Annotated in this window: 14 protein-coding genes and 1 pseudogene; 11 read left to right on the top strand and 4 right to left on the bottom strand. The window is 67.5% G+C overall.

From position 1 onward, the window contains the following. Positions 1 to 284: autotransporter domain-containing protein (locus tag DWF00_RS19735; RefSeq protein ID WP_114832807.1), on the top strand; the 284-nt coding region annotated here is incomplete at its 5' end. Between the two features lie 269 nt (positions 285 to 553). On the opposite strand, the pseudogene DWF00_RS19730 reads toward DWF00_RS19735, so the two are convergent. Further along, a pseudogene (locus DWF00_RS19730) lies at positions 554 to 1,722 on the bottom strand (IS3 family transposase). A gap of 196 nt (positions 1,723 to 1,918) precedes the next feature. Next, the gene (locus DWF00_RS19725; protein ID WP_114832801.1) at positions 1,919 to 2,401 is read right to left on the bottom strand and encodes a Ros/MucR family transcriptional regulator; all 483 of its coding nucleotides are present in this window, start codon (positions 2,399 to 2,401) and stop codon (positions 1,919 to 1,921) included. 370 nt (positions 2,402 to 2,771) lie between these two features. Here DWF00_RS19725 and DWF00_RS19720 point away from each other — a divergent pair, with 370 nt between their 5' ends. Further along, complete coding sequence (locus tag DWF00_RS19720; protein WP_147283849.1) at positions 2,772 to 3,176, top strand: hypothetical protein; 405 nt, start codon at positions 2,772 to 2,774, stop codon at positions 3,174 to 3,176. A gap of 31 nt (positions 3,177 to 3,207) precedes the next feature. Here DWF00_RS19720 and DWF00_RS19715 read toward each other — a convergent pair whose 3' ends face one another. After that, complete coding sequence (locus tag DWF00_RS19715) at positions 3,208 to 3,405, bottom strand: hypothetical protein (RefSeq protein ID WP_114832799.1); 198 nt, start codon at positions 3,403 to 3,405, stop codon at positions 3,208 to 3,210. Positions 3,406 to 3,600: 195 nt separating this feature from the next. On the opposite strand from DWF00_RS19715, the gene DWF00_RS19710 reads away from it, so the two are divergent. Then, a complete protein-coding gene (locus tag DWF00_RS19710; protein ID WP_114832798.1) occupies positions 3,601 to 4,878 on the top strand; it encodes a c-type cytochrome in 1,278 nt (425 codons plus the stop codon). A gap of 16 nt (positions 4,879 to 4,894) precedes the next feature. On the opposite strand, the gene DWF00_RS19705 is transcribed toward DWF00_RS19710, so the two are convergent. Further along, positions 4,895 to 6,877 (bottom strand): 4Fe-4S binding protein, encoded by a 1,983-nt coding sequence (locus DWF00_RS19705; RefSeq protein ID WP_245974106.1) that lies wholly within the window; start codon positions 6,875 to 6,877, stop codon positions 4,895 to 4,897. Positions 6,878 to 7,029: 152 nt separating this feature from the next. On the opposite strand from DWF00_RS19705, the gene DWF00_RS19700 reads away from it, so the two are divergent. The 8 genes from DWF00_RS19700 (at position 7,030) to DWF00_RS19670 (ending at position 14,756) form a co-directional block, all read left to right on the top strand. Next, positions 7,030 to 7,779 carry a biotin/lipoate--protein ligase family protein gene (locus DWF00_RS19700; RefSeq protein ID WP_114832805.1) on the top strand — a complete coding sequence of 250 codons (750 nt, stop codon included), beginning with the start codon at positions 7,030 to 7,032 and terminating at the stop codon, positions 7,777 to 7,779. Then, on the top strand, positions 7,776 to 8,330 hold the full coding sequence (locus DWF00_RS19695) for a DUF6505 family protein (protein ID WP_245974104.1): 555 nt from the start codon (positions 7,776 to 7,778) through the stop codon (positions 8,328 to 8,330). Before DWF00_RS19700 ends, DWF00_RS19695 begins: the two co-directional genes overlap by 4 nt. Further along, positions 8,327 to 9,367 (top strand): DUF6352 family protein, encoded by a 1,041-nt coding sequence (locus tag DWF00_RS19690; protein ID WP_114832796.1) that lies wholly within the window; start codon positions 8,327 to 8,329, stop codon positions 9,365 to 9,367. The genes DWF00_RS19695 and DWF00_RS19690 overlap by 4 nt, the downstream gene beginning before the upstream one ends. Positions 9,368 to 9,377: 10 nt before the next feature. Further along, positions 9,378 to 9,899, top strand: a complete 522-nt coding sequence (locus tag DWF00_RS19685) for a DUF3305 domain-containing protein (RefSeq protein ID WP_114832795.1) — start codon at positions 9,378 to 9,380, stop codon at positions 9,897 to 9,899. Beyond that, entirely contained in the window at positions 9,896 to 10,600 is a 705-nt protein-coding gene (locus tag DWF00_RS19680; RefSeq protein ID WP_181832919.1) for a DUF3306 domain-containing protein, read from the top strand. Before DWF00_RS19685 ends, DWF00_RS19680 begins: the two co-directional genes overlap by 4 nt. A 117-nt stretch (positions 10,601 to 10,717) precedes the next feature. Further along, a complete protein-coding gene (locus DWF00_RS19675) occupies positions 10,718 to 11,536 on the top strand; it encodes a Cro/CI family transcriptional regulator (RefSeq protein WP_114832793.1) in 819 nt (272 codons plus the stop codon). 97 nt (positions 11,537 to 11,633) lie between these two features. Next, positions 11,634 to 11,792, top strand: a complete 159-nt coding sequence (locus DWF00_RS29530; RefSeq protein ID WP_181832918.1) for a hypothetical protein — start codon at positions 11,634 to 11,636, stop codon at positions 11,790 to 11,792. A gap of 12 nt (positions 11,793 to 11,804) precedes the next feature. Beyond that, entirely contained in the window at positions 11,805 to 14,756 is a 2,952-nt protein-coding gene (locus DWF00_RS19670) for a formate dehydrogenase subunit alpha (protein ID WP_114832792.1), read from the top strand. Positions 14,757 to 14,771 lie beyond the last annotated feature (15 nt).

Raw genomic sequence — 14,771 nt, 5'->3', positions numbered from 1 at the left:
CCTCGACCAGCTTTGCAATGCAGGGCATGGACCTGACCCTGCGCGGCGCTCTCGCCTGGCGCCACGCCTTCGGCGATGTCGACCCGGCCGCGACGCTCGCCTTCGCCGGAAGCAACGCCTTCACGGTGGCGGGCCTGCCGATCGCGAAGAACGCCGCCCTCGTCGAGGCCGGGCTCGGCCTCGCCATCAGCAAGGCCGCGACCCTGGGCCTGTCCTACACCGGCCAACTCGCAAGCGACGCGCAGGATCACGCATTCAAGGCAAACCTCGCTGTCAGATTCTGAGTCGTTACCGTGTGCCCGGCGCAGATCGGTGGCAAAGCTGCGACTGCAAGTTATTGATAACTGGGCCGACGCTGATCCGGTGCTCAACCTGGCGCCTTCCTGCATGACCTTGGAAGTCGGCCGAGCTACTGTAATGGTCGAGCGAAAGCGGATCACGATTCACGGACGGATGTTTCAAGGCGATCAGCGAGACGTGTGTCCGCTTTTCGTCGTGAGTTGATGGATCATAGCCTCGACTGGCCTGCTCCCTTAGGTGGCCCGGTTCGAATCTAATGCATGGTGGGCTTGGCTGCCACGGTTGAGGTGGCCGACGAAGCGGGTTGGGGTGGCGCAGCCGGCCACAGCAAAGCAGCTTGAGCTGGCGCCCGATAGCCGAGCGAGGAGTGCGGGCGCTTCGTGTTGTAGTGCAGGCGCCAGCTCTCAATGACGGTTTTCGCCTCGGCGAGGCTGTAGAACAGCTCGCCGTTCAGAAGCTCGTCCCGGAGCTTGGAGTTGAAGCTTTCGCAGTAGCCGTTCTCCCAAGGAGAGCCCGGCTCGATGAACGCGGTCTTTGCACCGACGGCTGAGATCCAATCCCGTACTGCCTTGGCGACGAACTCCGGGCCGTTGTCGGAACGAACATGCCCCGGCACGCCGCGCAGGATGAAGAGGTCGGACAAGACGTCGATGACGTCGGTGGATTTGAGCTTCCGATCGATCCTGATCGCCAGACATTCCCGAGTGAACTCGGCGATCACATTCAACATCCGGAACTTGCGGCCGTTGTGCGTCCGATCTTCGACGAAGTCGTAGGACCAGACGTGGTTGCTATACTCCGGGCGAAGACGCACGCAGGATCTGTCGTTCAACCATAGCCGTCCCTTCTTCGGTTGCTTAGCAGGCACCTTCAGCCCCTCCTACCGCCAGATCCGCTCGACACGTTTGACGTTCACCACCCAGCCAACGGACAGCAGCATCACTGCGATCCAGCGGTAGCCGTAACGGCCATACTGCGTGGCGAGCGCGACGATATCGGCGGTCAGCGCCGCATCATCGGCACGCCCCTTCGGCACCTTCCTCTGCGTCGAACGGTGTTGCCCCAGAACCCGGCACGCCAGCCGCTCCGATACGCCGAACTTCGTCATGACGTGATCAATGCAGCGGCGACGGCGGGCGGGGCTCAGAAGTTTCCCGAGGGAGCTTCTTTGAGGATCAGCTTTTCCAGCGTCAGATCCGACACGGCCTTCCGCAGCCGCTCGTTCTCCTTCTCCAGATCCTTCAGGCGTTTCACCTGGTCGGACTTCAGTCCTCCGAACTCCTTGCGCCACCGGTAATGCGTGAATGGCGTAACACCGATCGTTCGAACCGCCTCTGCAACCGGTCGTCCTTGCGATAGCAGCACGTCGACCTGTCTCAGCTTCGCGACGATCTCTTCCGGCTTGTGCTTCTTCTGCGGCATTCCTGGCATCCTCCAAAGGCTCAAAAGCCTACTTCAGGGAGGGCCACTTTTCAGGGGGCAGGCCCGGTATCGACGCATCGCGCGTCGATACCGGGGGGGCCGTCAGGCGCCCGACTCGACTCTTAGGGCGCCTTCAAGCCGCTATAGAACGTATACAAAACATTCCGGCGGCCGACGGAAATCGGCTCCGGCAGGATCAGGCGCTTTGTTTTGCGCGAGGAGCCCGCTTCGCCCTCGTCGGTTTGGCTGGTTCCGGATCGGGAGCGGGAGCCGCGATCGGCGTGGCCTTTCGGCCCAGGCCCATTGACCTCGCCAATGCCGAGCGGGCCTCGGCATAGTTGGGCGCGACCATGGGATAGTCGGCGGGCAGCCCCCATCTCGCGCGATACTGCTCCGGCGTCAGGTCGAACTTGCTGCTCAAATGCCGCTTCAACGACTTGAACCTCTTGCCGTCCTCGAGGCAGATGATTGCGTCCGGCGTGACGGACTTCCTGATCGGGACTGCGGGAACCAGCGCCGCCACCGGCAGGGGGGCGGGCTCGCCGCCAAGTTTCGCAAGTGCGGCATGAGTGCTGGCGATGAGCTCGGCCAGATCGCCGCGGGGGACATTGTTGTGCGCCACGTAGGCAGAAATGATCCCCGCCGTTTGACCGAGAAGCTCTTCCATGTTTTCAGGCATTCTGTTCCTCAACTTAAACTTGAATGTAGATGATATCTATCCGTTCGATCCAATTTACAAGTCTTGTGCTGGTCGAAGCGGTAAAATCCGACGATGTCATATGAAAATTTGTCCCGGAGCTGGTGTGGTTGTTTGGGTGCCGTTATCGGCATCGGCCGGCCGGTGCGGATGACCGACGCGGAATGCTCAGTCTGGTGGCCTAGGCGCGGAGCGGCGCGCGAACGCGGGGTCATCACCGATTTCCCTTCGGGATGGCGCCCCGGTCAAGCGCATACCTGAGAAGACAAGGGCTCATAGAGCACGCCCATCTCCACGTCTTCGCGCCGAATCTGAGAGTCCGTCGCGGAACTCAAGGCGCTCGGGCGATGCCTTGGATGATCGCCCTCGGTATCCGAACTGGGGCCGTATCCGGGGGATCGCGGCTTTGGAAGGACTCACGGTGGTGTTCACCGCGCATCGGCCCGATCACGCACTCGCTGTCACCGACCGCGCCTTGCTGATGGTCGAAGGCGACCGCTACCTCATCGGCGAACTCGCCAACGTGATGACCGAAGCCAGTCTCGCGGCGCTCTACCATCTGCCGGTCCGCATGATCGGCGACGAGGAGGCGGTCATCGAGCTGCCACCGCAATACGCGGTCGTTGCCGACTATGGTCTTGCCGTGGCGAAGGAGGCCGATGTCGCCGCGCGAGCGCTGGCGCGCTTCGTTCGAACGAGCGAAGGCTGGCCGTTCCTTGAGAATAATGGGTTCATGCCCCCATCGTCGCGCACGTGAAGCCGATGGCGCTCGCGGGGCAGAGCGTCGATTACTGCGTGGCGGAGGGGAAGTTCAGCCCGCTCCAGTTCTTGCCGACCAGATTGGAGCCGGCCTCGCTATGCCTTAGCTCGGTGCCGGCCCCGACGAAGCGCTCATCGGCCGTTTCCTGAACACGGGAATTCAGGAGAAACCCAGCTCCCGCAGCAAGGATCACCGCCGAAACAAATGCGACAAGCATGACCTTCATGGCGTTCCCCCTGAGATATCCGGCTTTTCACTGATCTAAGTAGCATCTGAGTCCATCCGTTCAAGCGCTGGAGCGCCGCAACCGGTTTGGAGCGGGGGCTAGCCCAAGAGAGCTTGGTCGCCGAAATGGCGGCAAGGCGCGCTTGATCGCGCTTCGCCTCGCGTAGATTGTGGGCGTCCTCAACGGGGCCTCACCATGTTTCGCCTGTTGCTTGCCCTTGCCGTGCTTCTCGCTCAGCCCGTCGCAGCGCAGGAACTGCGCGGCCATGGCGGCCCGGTTCGCGCTCTCGCCGTCTCGCCGGATGGCAACATCGCCATCTCCGGCTCCTTCGATACCTCGGCGATCCTGTGGGATCTTGCGCGCAGCCAGGCGCTCGCCGTGCTGCGCGGCCATGACAGCTCGGTCAACGCGGTGGCCGCCCTGCCGGACGGCCGCTTCGCGACAGGCGGCGAGGATGGCCGCGTGCTGCTGTGGCGCATCGGAAGGCCTGAGCCCGAGGCGCGGCTGGAGGGCCATTCCGGGCCGATCGCGTCGCTCGCACCGTCCCCGGACGGCAAGCTGCTCGCCTCCGCCTCCTGGGACGGCACGGCGCGCGTGACGCCGCTTGCATCCGGTGAGGCCGTGGTGATTTCCGGGCATCGCGGGCCGGTCAGCGCGGTCGCCTTCGCGCCGGATGGCAGCTCCGTCGTGACCGGAGGCCATGACGGCACCATCCGCATCACCCCGCTGAACGGCGGGGTCGCGCGCAGCATCGATACCGGGCAGCCGGTAGCGGGCCTTGTGGTCGCGCCGGATGGCGAGATCGTCGCGGGCGGCGCCGATGGCCGGCTGATATTCCTCGCGGCCGACGGGCCCCGGGCCGGCGAGGTGACCGCGGCGGAGACGCCGATCGTCGCGCTGGCGCTGTCCCCGGATGGGCGCAGGATCGCGGCGGCCGGCATCCGCGGCTCGGTCGCCATCGTCGAGCGCGCGTCGCGCCGCGTCGAGCGCGTGCTGGTCGGCCCCGGCCTGCCGGTCTGGTCGCTGGCTTTTCGGCCCGGCTCGGACGAATTGCTGACGGGCGGCGGCGACCGCGTCGTGCGCCGCTGGAACGCCGCGACGGGGGAGCATCTCGGCGCCGTCGTCATGACGCGCCCGTCCGAGGCCACAGCCCGGTTCGCCGATCATCCGGGCGCGGAGGTCTTCCGGGCCTGCTCGGCCTGCCACACGCTCGATGCCGATGGCGGCAACCGGGCCGGGCCGACGCTGTACGGCGTGATCGGGCGGCGAATCGCCACCGCACCGGGCTATGACTACTCGCCGGGGCTGCGCGGCATGACGATCGTCTGGAGCAAGGAGACGATCGCAAAACTCTTCGAACTCGGGCCGAACGCCTATACGCCGGGCACCAAGATGCCCGAGCAGCGCGTCGTCGATCCCGATGACCGCAAGGCGCTGGTCGATTTCATCGCCAAGGCGACTGGGGCTGAGTGACCCGGCGCGTCCCGCCTCAGTTGAGGCCACTCTTTCCCGGCTTCGCCTCGGTGCGATAATCCTCGGCGATGCCGACCGCCGGCCGAGCCGGTGCGGCATAGGGGTCGAAGCTCTCGTTGACGATGCGCTCGGTGCGGCAATCCTCGCACATGAACAGGGCCTCGCGTCGCGCCGCGTTCGCGCCGGAGAACATCCAGTGCCCTTCGAGCTTCGCCGCGACCTTCTCGATCGTCGATCGCGTGCCGAAGGCCTTGTCGCAGCTGGTGCAATGGAAGGGCTCTTCCTCTTTCACCACCCGCTTCGGCTCGCGCCAGGCGACGAAATCGAGCTGCGGAACCAGCGTGATGGCGTCCTCCGGGCAGGTCCGCTCGCACAGGCCGCACTGGACGCAGAGGGCCTCAGTGAAGGAGAGCAATGGCCGGTCGGGGTGATCCGACAGCGCAGCCGTCGGGCAGGCCGAGACGCAGGACAGGCAGAGCGTGCAGGCGTCGAGATCGACCTGCGCCTTGCCGAAGGGCGCGTCCTGCTGGAGCGCGATCCGGTCGACCGGGGCGGGCGCCGTGGCGTGAAGTTCGAGGAAGGCCATTTCGAGCAGGCCGCGCTTCGTCCCCATCGGCAGGAAGGTCGCGGGCTTCCGCGCCGCGCGCGCCGGCGATGGCTGTCCCAGCGCGGCGTCGAGCGCGTCCGGATCGTCCGTCTCCACCAGGCGGATGATGTCGCTGCCATAGCCGAGCCCGGCGGCGATGGTGCCGGCCGTCGCGATGCTGCGCTGGAGGCCGAGCAGGTCGTGCTTCGGCTTGGCGCGCCCGAGGATCGCGATGCCGCCCGCGCCATAGGCGAGCGCGGCGGCAAGAAGCTCGGGCCCGATCTGGGTGATCTCGTTGACCTGCAGCGGCAGCACGTTGGCCGGAAGCCCGGAGCCGAACCGCGCCAGCGCGTCGATCAGCGGCAGGCCGTGGTCGCCGTCATGGAGCAGGACCACGGCGCCGGTGCCGCCGGCCGCCGCATAGGTCGTGACCAGCGTGCGCAGGCGCCGCATCAGCGCGTCCACCGGCGGCAGGGCATAGGCGGCGGCGCCCGTCGGGCAGGCGGCGGCGCACTGGCCGCAGCCGGCGCAGATGGCCGGGTCGATCGCGACATGGTCGCCAGCGGGCGTGATCGCGCCGGTGGGGCAGAGGTCGAGGCAGCGCGTGCAGCCGGTGATCTTCGAGCGCGAATGCGCGCAGAGATCGGCATCGAAGCTGACGAAGCGCGGCTTGTCGAAGGTGCCGACCAGCCCGCCGGCCTCGCCGATCAGCCGCTCCACCGCGGCCGCATCGCGCGGATCGGCCCGCAGATAGCCCGGCCGCGTCTCGGGCGCCGGGAAAAGCGGCGTGCCGCCGGTCAGGTCGATGACGATGTCGCAGGTCGAGCTCGCGCCATTGCGCGGCGGCTGCCAGGCGAAGCTGCGCCGCGAGGACGGGGAGGGCAGGGCATAGTCGTCGACATTGAGGCTGAACGTGCCGAGATGGCCGCTGGCGGTCGTGATCGTGCCCTTCACGACGGGGAACTCGGTGGCGCGCGGCGGCGTGACCTCGCCGGGCCGCGTCAGCAGCACGGTGACGTCGAGCGCGGCCGAGAGGCGGCGGGCCGCCTCGACGGCGACCTCGTCGCGGCCATAGATCAGCGCGACGCCCTTCGATTCGAGCGTCACCGCCTGGATCGGCGGCATCTCCTCGGCCGCGGCGGCCAGCAGGGCGGCCGTCTTGGGACCGGCCTGGCGGGCCTCGTCCGACCATCCCGCCTGTTCGCGCACGTTGGCGAAGGTCAGCCGGCCACCATAGCCGAGGTCCTCGGCCGTCTCGCCGAAAAGCGGGGCCTCCTGCGTGCAGGCGACCGTGACGTCGCTCTCCTGCGCCAGGACGGATTTGAAGAAGTCGAGCTCCTTGCGGCAGAGCTGATCGGCCGTGCGGACCTTGGTCCGGCAGGCTTTGGCCACGGTTTCGCCGTGGAGAGGCATCGTTTCCTCGCAGGAGCAGAGGAATATGGTGCCTGCCGTCATCGCCGTCTCCGAGCTGCGGCTCTTCCAGCCGCGCGTGAACTCTATATATTTGAAACGGTCCAAAGAACCAGACGGGCGTGACGACGCGCCGCTTCAGCTTCCGGCCCCTCATGGCATTGTTCACGTTGCGCGCACCTGCGAGTCTCGATCTGCCACCCGGCTTCCGGGCAGTGGCCTTGCGCGAATCGGGCGACGCCTTCGCCCATGCCTGCCGCATCGCGGCCGAGGAGGGCGCCGGCACGCTCGTCTGGATCAGGCGCTTCGACATGGCCGAGTTCGCCGTCATCCTGGAGCCCGAGGCGCCGCTCGGCGAGGCGCGCAAGGCGTTCTTCCTGGGCATGAACGCGTTGCTTCAGGCCATTGCCGCGAGTTGCCCGCCGGAGCGGCCCGTCACCTTCGACTGGCCGGATGCGATCCGCTTCGACGCGGGACTCGTCGGCGGCGGGCGCCTCGGCTGGCCCAAAAGCTGCGCCGAGGACGAGGTGCCCGATTGGCTGGTCTTCGCCGGCACCGTGCGGGTCGCATTCCCAGGGCTGACCGAACCCGGGCAGGCGCCCAATGCCGCCGCGCTCGATGACGAGGGTTTCGAGGGCACCGGCCCGTCCGTCATCATCGAGAGCTTCGCGCGCTTCTTCATGCGGCAGGTCGATATCTGGCAGGCCTCGGGCTTCGGCCCGATCGTCGGCGCCTACCTCGAGCATCTCGACAAGGAGCGCGTCGCCGATGCGCTGTCGCTGACCCCGGCCGGTGACCTCGTCATACGCCCGGCGGTCGGCCCGTCCGAGCGGGTCTTGCCGCTGCTGCCGGCGCTCAAGGCCGCCGCCTGGCTCGATCGCGACACCGGAGGGCCGAAGCTGTGAAGCTGCTGCGCACCATCCGGCTCGACCCGTCCGACAGCTTCGTCTTCCCGGCCGCGGCCGAGCCCGGCGAATGGGCGGTGACCGGCTCCTTCCTGTTCTGGGGACGCGATCCGGCGGAGCTGACGGGCAAGGAGCGTTCCGCCTTCCGCGCCGGCTTCGTCGGCGTCGACAGCCTGGGCTTCTCGACGCTGGTCGTCGCCCAGCCCATCCGCCCCGAGGAGCGGTTGGCAGCCGTCGAGGCGCTCGCGGGCCATCTCGTCGCCAGGCTCGGCGCGCCCGATCTCGGCACCGCCCGCATCGCGGCCGAAGAGGAGATCGCCTTCGCCATGACGCTGGCGGAGCATGAGGAGGGCACGCTCATCGCCTTGCACCGCAGCGTCGAGAATGGCGAATTGCGCGAGCAGTACCGCACGCTGACGGCGCGCGAGCGCGTCCCCGGCCTCGACGGCCTGCATGCCCAGGCCCGCGCCTTCTCCTTCCATGAGGTGGTCGAGGATGACGGGGCCGAGGAGCGGGTCGACCTGATCGACATGATGGAAACGCGCAAATGAGTCTCGAGACCCGAACCGTCACCGAATTCTGGGTCTCCTCCGGACATCACATGACCCGGCGCACCGAGGGCGGCGGCCTCGCCATCACCGACGAGATGATCCTGGCCTATCTCGCTCGCCCGGAGCTGGTGCCGCCCGAGGAGGCCTGCGAGGCCGAGCGCGGCTTGCACGCGCTGCTGATGAAGGAGCCGCGCCATCCGGTGACTCGGGCGATGGTCGAGGCCGTCGCAGATGCCGATGCGCGCGAGAACTGGCAGTTCATGATCGGCTTCCGCGACAGGCTGATCGCTCACCCGTCGCTCGAGGCCGCCTATCTCGCGATCGTCCGCAAGGGCGCGCAGCGAATTCCGCCGCTCTTCCTCAACCAGCTCGTCCACCTGATCCTGCGCAATGCGCTGGATGGCTGCGAGGACCCTTTCATCCTGCGCGCCGCCGAGTTGCTGTTCCGCGCGCAGAAGGGCTCGCTGAAGGACGACACGCTCCTGCTCGCGGATCAGGAGCTGATCGAGGAGCTCGATGCCGAGCGCCAGTCCCTCCTGCACACCGCCCCGCTCGCGGCGATGATGGGTCAGGACGCGCTCAGTGAGCTCGACGTGATGACCGAGGAGACCGCCCCGAGCTACTGGTCGCGCTCCGACGCCTTCTCGATGGTGCTGAACATCGGCGGCGACGCGCGCTCGCGCGAGGCCTTCTGCCGCGTCCTCGAAACCTGGATCGCCCACATGCTGGGGGTCGAGACGCGGATCGCCCCGGCGGAGCGGGTCGAGGATGCGGACTGGCGCTGGTTCGTCGGGCTCGATGCCGAGGCCACGGCGATCGGCAATCGGCTCTGGCGCGGCGAGGAGCCCGATGCGACCGAGCGCGCCCGCATCTGCGGATTGTTCCGGCTCGATTTCGCCGATCCGCGCGCCGTCGATCCCAAGATCGCCGGAAAGCCGGTTTATCTCATCATGGCCTTGACCGAGGATATGATCCTGCGGGTCAAGCCGCAGAACCTGATCGTCGGCCTGCCGCTCGCCGGCGCGCTGGCAGCCTGAGGAAACGCCCATGGCCGTTCGTCACCTGAGCGTCGGCATCGTCGCCGTCAAACGCAAGCTGAACAACCCCTGGGTCGATTTCGAATGGCTGCCGGAGGCGGTCCTGCCGGGCCTGCCCGCAGTCGAGCCGCGCTCCCTGATCGGGGCTGAAGGCAGCGTCGAGCGCTGGTATCTCGGCGAGGCCGAACTCGCCTTCCATTCCGGCGAGACCTCGCATTATCGCGACAACCTGGTCTCGGGACGGCCAGCGGTCTGGGTGGCCCTGCGCGAGAGCCACGAGGGCGCCTGGCATGTCGCGGGCGTGACCGTCGATCCCTATGAGGGCGAGTCCTTCGTCGACGTGATCACCGACAAGGTCGAGGCGCTGCCGATGCCGCATGAGATCGCGGTTGAACTGCAGGCCTTCATCGACGCGCATCACGTCGAGCAGCCCTTCCACAAGCGCAAGCGCGACCGCAAGGACCCCGATGCCGAGCAGCCCGAATACGGCATCGGCCACCCGCTGCGGCAGGGCACCGGGAGGCGCCCGTGAGCGAGGCGCGCGACGGCTTCCTCTCGCGCTGGTCGCGGCTGAAGCGGGAAGGGGAGCCTGCGCCCCGGACGGAGGCCGGCTCGGCTTCGGTTTCGGCGCCCTCGTCCGAGGAGGTGAGCCTGCCCGATGGCAAGCCGCTTGAGGAGCTCATCGCCGAGCTGCCGCGCGTCGAGGACCTCGTGCCCGGCCAGAACCTGGCCGTCTTCATGCAGGCCTGGGTGCCGGACGCGCTGCGCAATGCCGCGCTCCAGCGCATGTGGCTGCTCGACCCCGCCATCCGCGACTATGTCAGCCCGGCGCTCGACTACGCCCATGACTACAACACTCCCGGCGGCGCGCCGGGCTTCGGCACGATCGAGACGACTCAGGAGATGGTGCGCGAGGTGTCCGAGATGTTCGACCGCGCGCTGCTGCGCGGCCGGCCGGCCGACTCCTGCGGGACTGCCGGAGATGATGACGGCAATCTGTCGCAGGGGGACGAGGACGAGCCCGGTAACGATGCTGCGGCGCAGCGAGAGCGCATCATCCGAAAGTCTGACGGCCCTGCTGGAAACCGCCTGCCGCAACAGCCGATCGCCCAGCTGCCCGCGCCTGACGTCGCACAACCTGACCGCGCAGCTACCGCACCGCACAACACCCCGGCCGATGAAACGCTGGCGCGGCCGCCCGGACGCCGTCACGGGAGCGCGCTTCCAGGTTAGGCCCGCCCTATGCAACTTGCCTGCGAAGGTCATAGCTTGTACCTATTCTAGTAAGAAACAGGTACAGGCTATGGCTATGAACGTCAGGGTCTGGCCGAACGAAACGAGCGAACGGCTTTGCGTGAAGACAGCCTCGAGGAAGCGATCAAGGCCGTCGGCGGCGTCGGCGCCCTGGCCCGTGCGCTCGGCATTTCGCAGCCTTCCGTATCGAGCTGGAATCGCGTCCCCTCCGAGCGCGTGCTGGAGGTCGAGCGTGTCTCCGGCGTGGGCCGCAGCCGCCTGAGGCCCGACCTCTTTGGGGAGGCCAGGCCGAGCCTTGCGCTGGCCATGGAAACGGCCCGGGGCAAGGTGGACGATGCCGCGATCGACGAGATGGACCGCCTGCGCGCCGCCGAATACGGCTTGCTCGCGCTGCTGCTGTTCAAGGTCCCGACGGCTGCTGTCCTCAAGCAGGTCGCGGCGCTGAAGGGCGACGCCTCGCCGCTGGGCCTGGCGCATCTGGCCCTCGCCGAGGCCGCGGCGGACAGCTCGTTCGAGACCGTCGACCGCGAGTTCTTCGACCTGTTCATCGGCGTCGGGCGCGGCGAGCTCCTGCCCTACGCCTCCTATTACCTGACCGGCTTCCTGCACGAGCGGCCGCTCGCGGAGGTGCGCAGCGCCTTCGTCGCGCTCGGCATCATCCGGGGCGATGAATCGCGTGAGCCGGAGGACCACATCGCGCTGCTGTTCGACGTGATGTCGAACCTCGCCATGCGGACCATAGGCGACGGCTATGAGGCGGAGAAGGCCTTCTTCGCCACGCATCTGCAGCCCTGGGCGGCGCGTTTCTTCGCCGATCTGGAGCAGATGCGGGACCGGCCTTTCTACGCTGCGGTCGGCGCGGTGGGCCGGCTGTTCATGGAAATCGAAGAAGAGGCTTTCTCCTTCGACGCCTGAGGGCGTTGGGGGACGGCGTGGAGGATGCGAGATGTCTGGTGATGCCAAGCAACCGAGGGTCGCAGCCGCTCCGGGCCGTCGCGACGTCCTGAAGGCAATGACCGGTGCTGCGTCCGCGGCTGTGGTGGTGGTCGCCGCCGAGCCGGCCGAGGCGCAGCCTGCGTCCGAGCGCGAGAGCCGCGATGAGCGCACCAAGGCGCGCTACCAGCCGGACGCGCCGGACGTGCAGGCCTTCTACCGCACCAACCGCTACTGAGGGGCTCCAGCCATGCTGATCAAGCGCAAGTCCCAGGACGCCGCCCGCACCCGCCTCGCCGGTCTGGCCGGCGGCCTGACCTCGGGCGTCATGGATCGCCGTACCTTCCTGGCCCGCTCCGGCCTCACCGCCGCCGGCGCCATCGCCGTCGGCGCGCTGACGCTCGGCTCGGTGCGCCGGGCCGATGCGATCGAGGGGCCGCAACCTGGCGTTCCGGTCACGATCAAGAAGAACATCTGCACGCATTGCTCGGTTGGCTGCACGGTCAGGGCCGAGGTGCAGAACGGCGTCTGGACCGGGCAGGAGCCCGCCTGGGAAAGCCCGATCAACCGCGGCTCGCATTGTGCGAAGGGGGCTTCCGTCCGCGAGATCGTCCATGGCGAGCGTCGGGTGAAGTACCCGATGAAGCTCGTCGGCGGCCAGTGGCAGCGCATGAGCTGGGACCAGGCGATCAGCGAGATCGGCGACAAGATGCTGGATATCAGGGCCAAGTCCGGCGCTGACTCCGTCTACCTGCTCGGCTCGGCCAAGTTCACCAACGAGGCGGCCTATCTCTTCCGCAAGTTCGCCGCCTTCTGGGGCACGAACAACGTCGACCACCAGGCCCGCATCTGCCACTCGACGACCGTGGCCGGCGTCGCCAACACCTGGGGCTACGGCGCCCAGACCAACTCTTACAACGACATCCGCAACGCCAAGACCATGATCATCATGGGCGGCAACCCGGCGGAGGCCCATCCCGTCTCGCTCCAGCACGTGCTCACGGGCAAGGAGATCAACCGGGCCAACATGATCGTCATCGATCCGCGCATGACCCGCACCGCGGCGCATGCGACGGAATATGTCCGCATCCGCTCCGGCACCGACATCCCGGTGATCTGGGGCCTGATGTGGCACATCGTGAAGAATGGCTGGGAGGACAAGGACTTCCTCGCCAAGCGCGTCTACGGCATGTCCGAGGCGCTCAAGGAAGTCGAGAAATGGGACCCGAAGACGGTCGAGGACGTCACCGGCGTCCCGGGCGCGCAGCTCGAGCGCGTCGCCAAGCTGTTCGCCACCGAGAAGCCGTCGACCCTGATCTGGTGCATGGGCGCGACCCAGCACACGGTCGGCACCGCCAACGTCCGCGCCTACTGCACGCTGCTGCTGCTCACCGGCAATGTCGGCGCGCCCGGCACCGGCGCCAACATCTTCCGCGGCCACACGAACGTGCAGGGCGCGACCGACATGGGCCTGGATGTCACGAACCTGCCGCTCTACTACGGCCTGGTCGAAGGCGCCTGGCGGCACTGGGCCAATGTCTGGGAAGTGCCCTACGACTACTTCGTCTCGCGCTTCGACGACGTGCCGGCCAAGGCCGGCCGCGCCGCGCGGACCGGCAAGCAGAACATGGAGGTCTCGGGCCTGCCTTCGACGCGCTGGTTCGACGCCACGCTGCTGCCGTCCGATCAGGTCGACCAGAAGGACAACATCAAGGCGATGTTCGTCATGGGCCATGGCGGCAACACCATTCCGCGCGTGCCCGGAGCGGTCGACGGCCTCGGCAAGCTCGACCTGCTCGTCATCGTCGATCCGCACCCGACCAACTTCGTCTCGCTCCACAACCGGCGCGACGGCACCTATATCCTGCCCGCCTGCACCAGCTTCGAGTGCGACGGCTCGCGCACGGCCTCGAACCGCTCGCTGCAATGGGGCGAGAAGATCGTCGAGCCGATCTTCGAGTCGGGCAACGACTACTGGATCATCTACAAGTTCGCCCAGAAGCTCGGCTTCGCCACCGAGATGTTCAAGAACATCGAGCTGGTGAAGGGCAAGTTCGGCGACGAGCCCTCCGCCGAATCGCTCCTGCGCGAGATCAATCGTGGCGGCTGGTCCACCGGCTATACCGGCCAGTCGCCGGAGCGCCTCAAGGCGCATATGGCGAACCAGGACAAGTTCGACATCGTCTCGCTGCGCGCGCCGAAAGAACTGGCAGATATCGGCGGCGACTATTACGGCCTGCCCTGGCCGTGCTGGGGCAAGCCGGAGGTGCGCCATCCCGGCACGCATATCCTCTACAACACCAACCTGCGCATGATGGATGGCGGCGGCGCCTTCCGGCCGCGCTTCGGCCTCGAGCGCAACGGTGAGACGCTGCTCGCCCAGAACTCCTGGAATCTCGATTCGCCGATCCAGGACGGCTATCCGGAGTTCACCTACGCCGTCTTCCAGCGCCTGGGCTGGGATGCCGACCTCACCGCCGAGGAGAAGGCTACGATCGAGCGGATCGGCGGCGCCAACCCCGGCAACGTCAGCTGGGCGACGGACATCTCCGGCGGTATCCAGCGCGTCTGCCTGGCGAAGAACGTCTGCCCCTTCGGCAACGGCAAGGCCCGCGCCATCGCCTGGAACCTGCCCGACCCGGTGCCGATCCACCGCGAGCCGATCTACACGCCGCGGCCCGACCTCGTGGCGAAGTATCCGGCCCGCGCCGACGAGCGCAACCTGCGCATGCCCAACCTCCATACGACCTATCAGAAGGGCGCGGTGGACAAGGGCATCGCCAAGAGCTTCCCGATCATCCTGACCTCGGGCCGCCTCGTCGAATACGAGGGCGGCGGCGAGGAGACCCGCTCCAACAAATGGCTCGCCGAGCTGCAGCAGGACATGTTCGTGGAGGTCAATCCGGGTGACGCCGCCCAGCGCGGCATCGTCGACGGCCAATGGGTCTGGGTCGCCGGTCCCGAGGGCGGTCGCGCCAGGGTCAAGGCGCTGGTGACCGAGCGCGTCGGCCCCGGCGTCGCCTGGATGCCGTTCCATTTCGGCGGCTGGTACCAGGGCGTGGACCAGCGCGGCAATTATCCGCCGGGGGCCGATCCGATCGTCCTCGGCGAGAGCGTGAACACCGTGACCACCTACGGCTATGACCCGGTGACGGGCATGCACGAAGGCAAGGCCACACTTTGCCAGATCCAGGCGGCGTGAGGGGGAGGACCGAGC

The organism is Allobosea caraganae, assembly GCF_003351345.1.
GTDB lineage: Bacteria > Pseudomonadota > Alphaproteobacteria > Rhizobiales > Beijerinckiaceae > Allobosea > Allobosea caraganae.
This window is presented reverse-complemented; position numbering and strand designations above follow the sequence as displayed.

Excerpts from the sequence above, each read along its gene's own strand:
- DWF00_RS19725 (WP_114832801.1), bottom strand. The coding sequence starts at position 2,401 with ATGCCTGAAAACATGGAAGAGCTTCTCGGTCAAACGGCGGGGATCATT.
- DWF00_RS19700 (WP_114832805.1), top strand. The coding sequence starts at position 7,030 with ATGGCATTGTTCACGTTGCGCGCACCTGCGAGTCTCGATCTGCCACCC.
- DWF00_RS19685 (WP_114832795.1), top strand. The coding sequence starts at position 9,378 with ATGGCCGTTCGTCACCTGAGCGTCGGCATCGTCGCCGTCAAACGCAAG.
- DWF00_RS19715 (WP_114832799.1), bottom strand. The coding sequence starts at position 3,405 with ATGAAGGTCATGCTTGTCGCATTTGTTTCGGCGGTGATCCTTGCTGCG.
- DWF00_RS19710 (WP_114832798.1), top strand. The coding sequence starts at position 3,601 with ATGTTTCGCCTGTTGCTTGCCCTTGCCGTGCTTCTCGCTCAGCCCGTC.
- DWF00_RS19705 (WP_245974106.1), bottom strand. The coding sequence starts at position 6,877 with ATGCCTCTCCACGGCGAAACCGTGGCCAAAGCCTGCCGGACCAAGGTC.
- DWF00_RS29530 (WP_181832918.1), top strand. The coding sequence starts at position 11,634 with ATGACCGGTGCTGCGTCCGCGGCTGTGGTGGTGGTCGCCGCCGAGCCG.
- DWF00_RS19670 (WP_114832792.1), top strand. The coding sequence starts at position 11,805 with ATGCTGATCAAGCGCAAGTCCCAGGACGCCGCCCGCACCCGCCTCGCC.
- DWF00_RS19690 (WP_114832796.1), top strand. The coding sequence starts at position 8,327 with ATGAGTCTCGAGACCCGAACCGTCACCGAATTCTGGGTCTCCTCCGGA.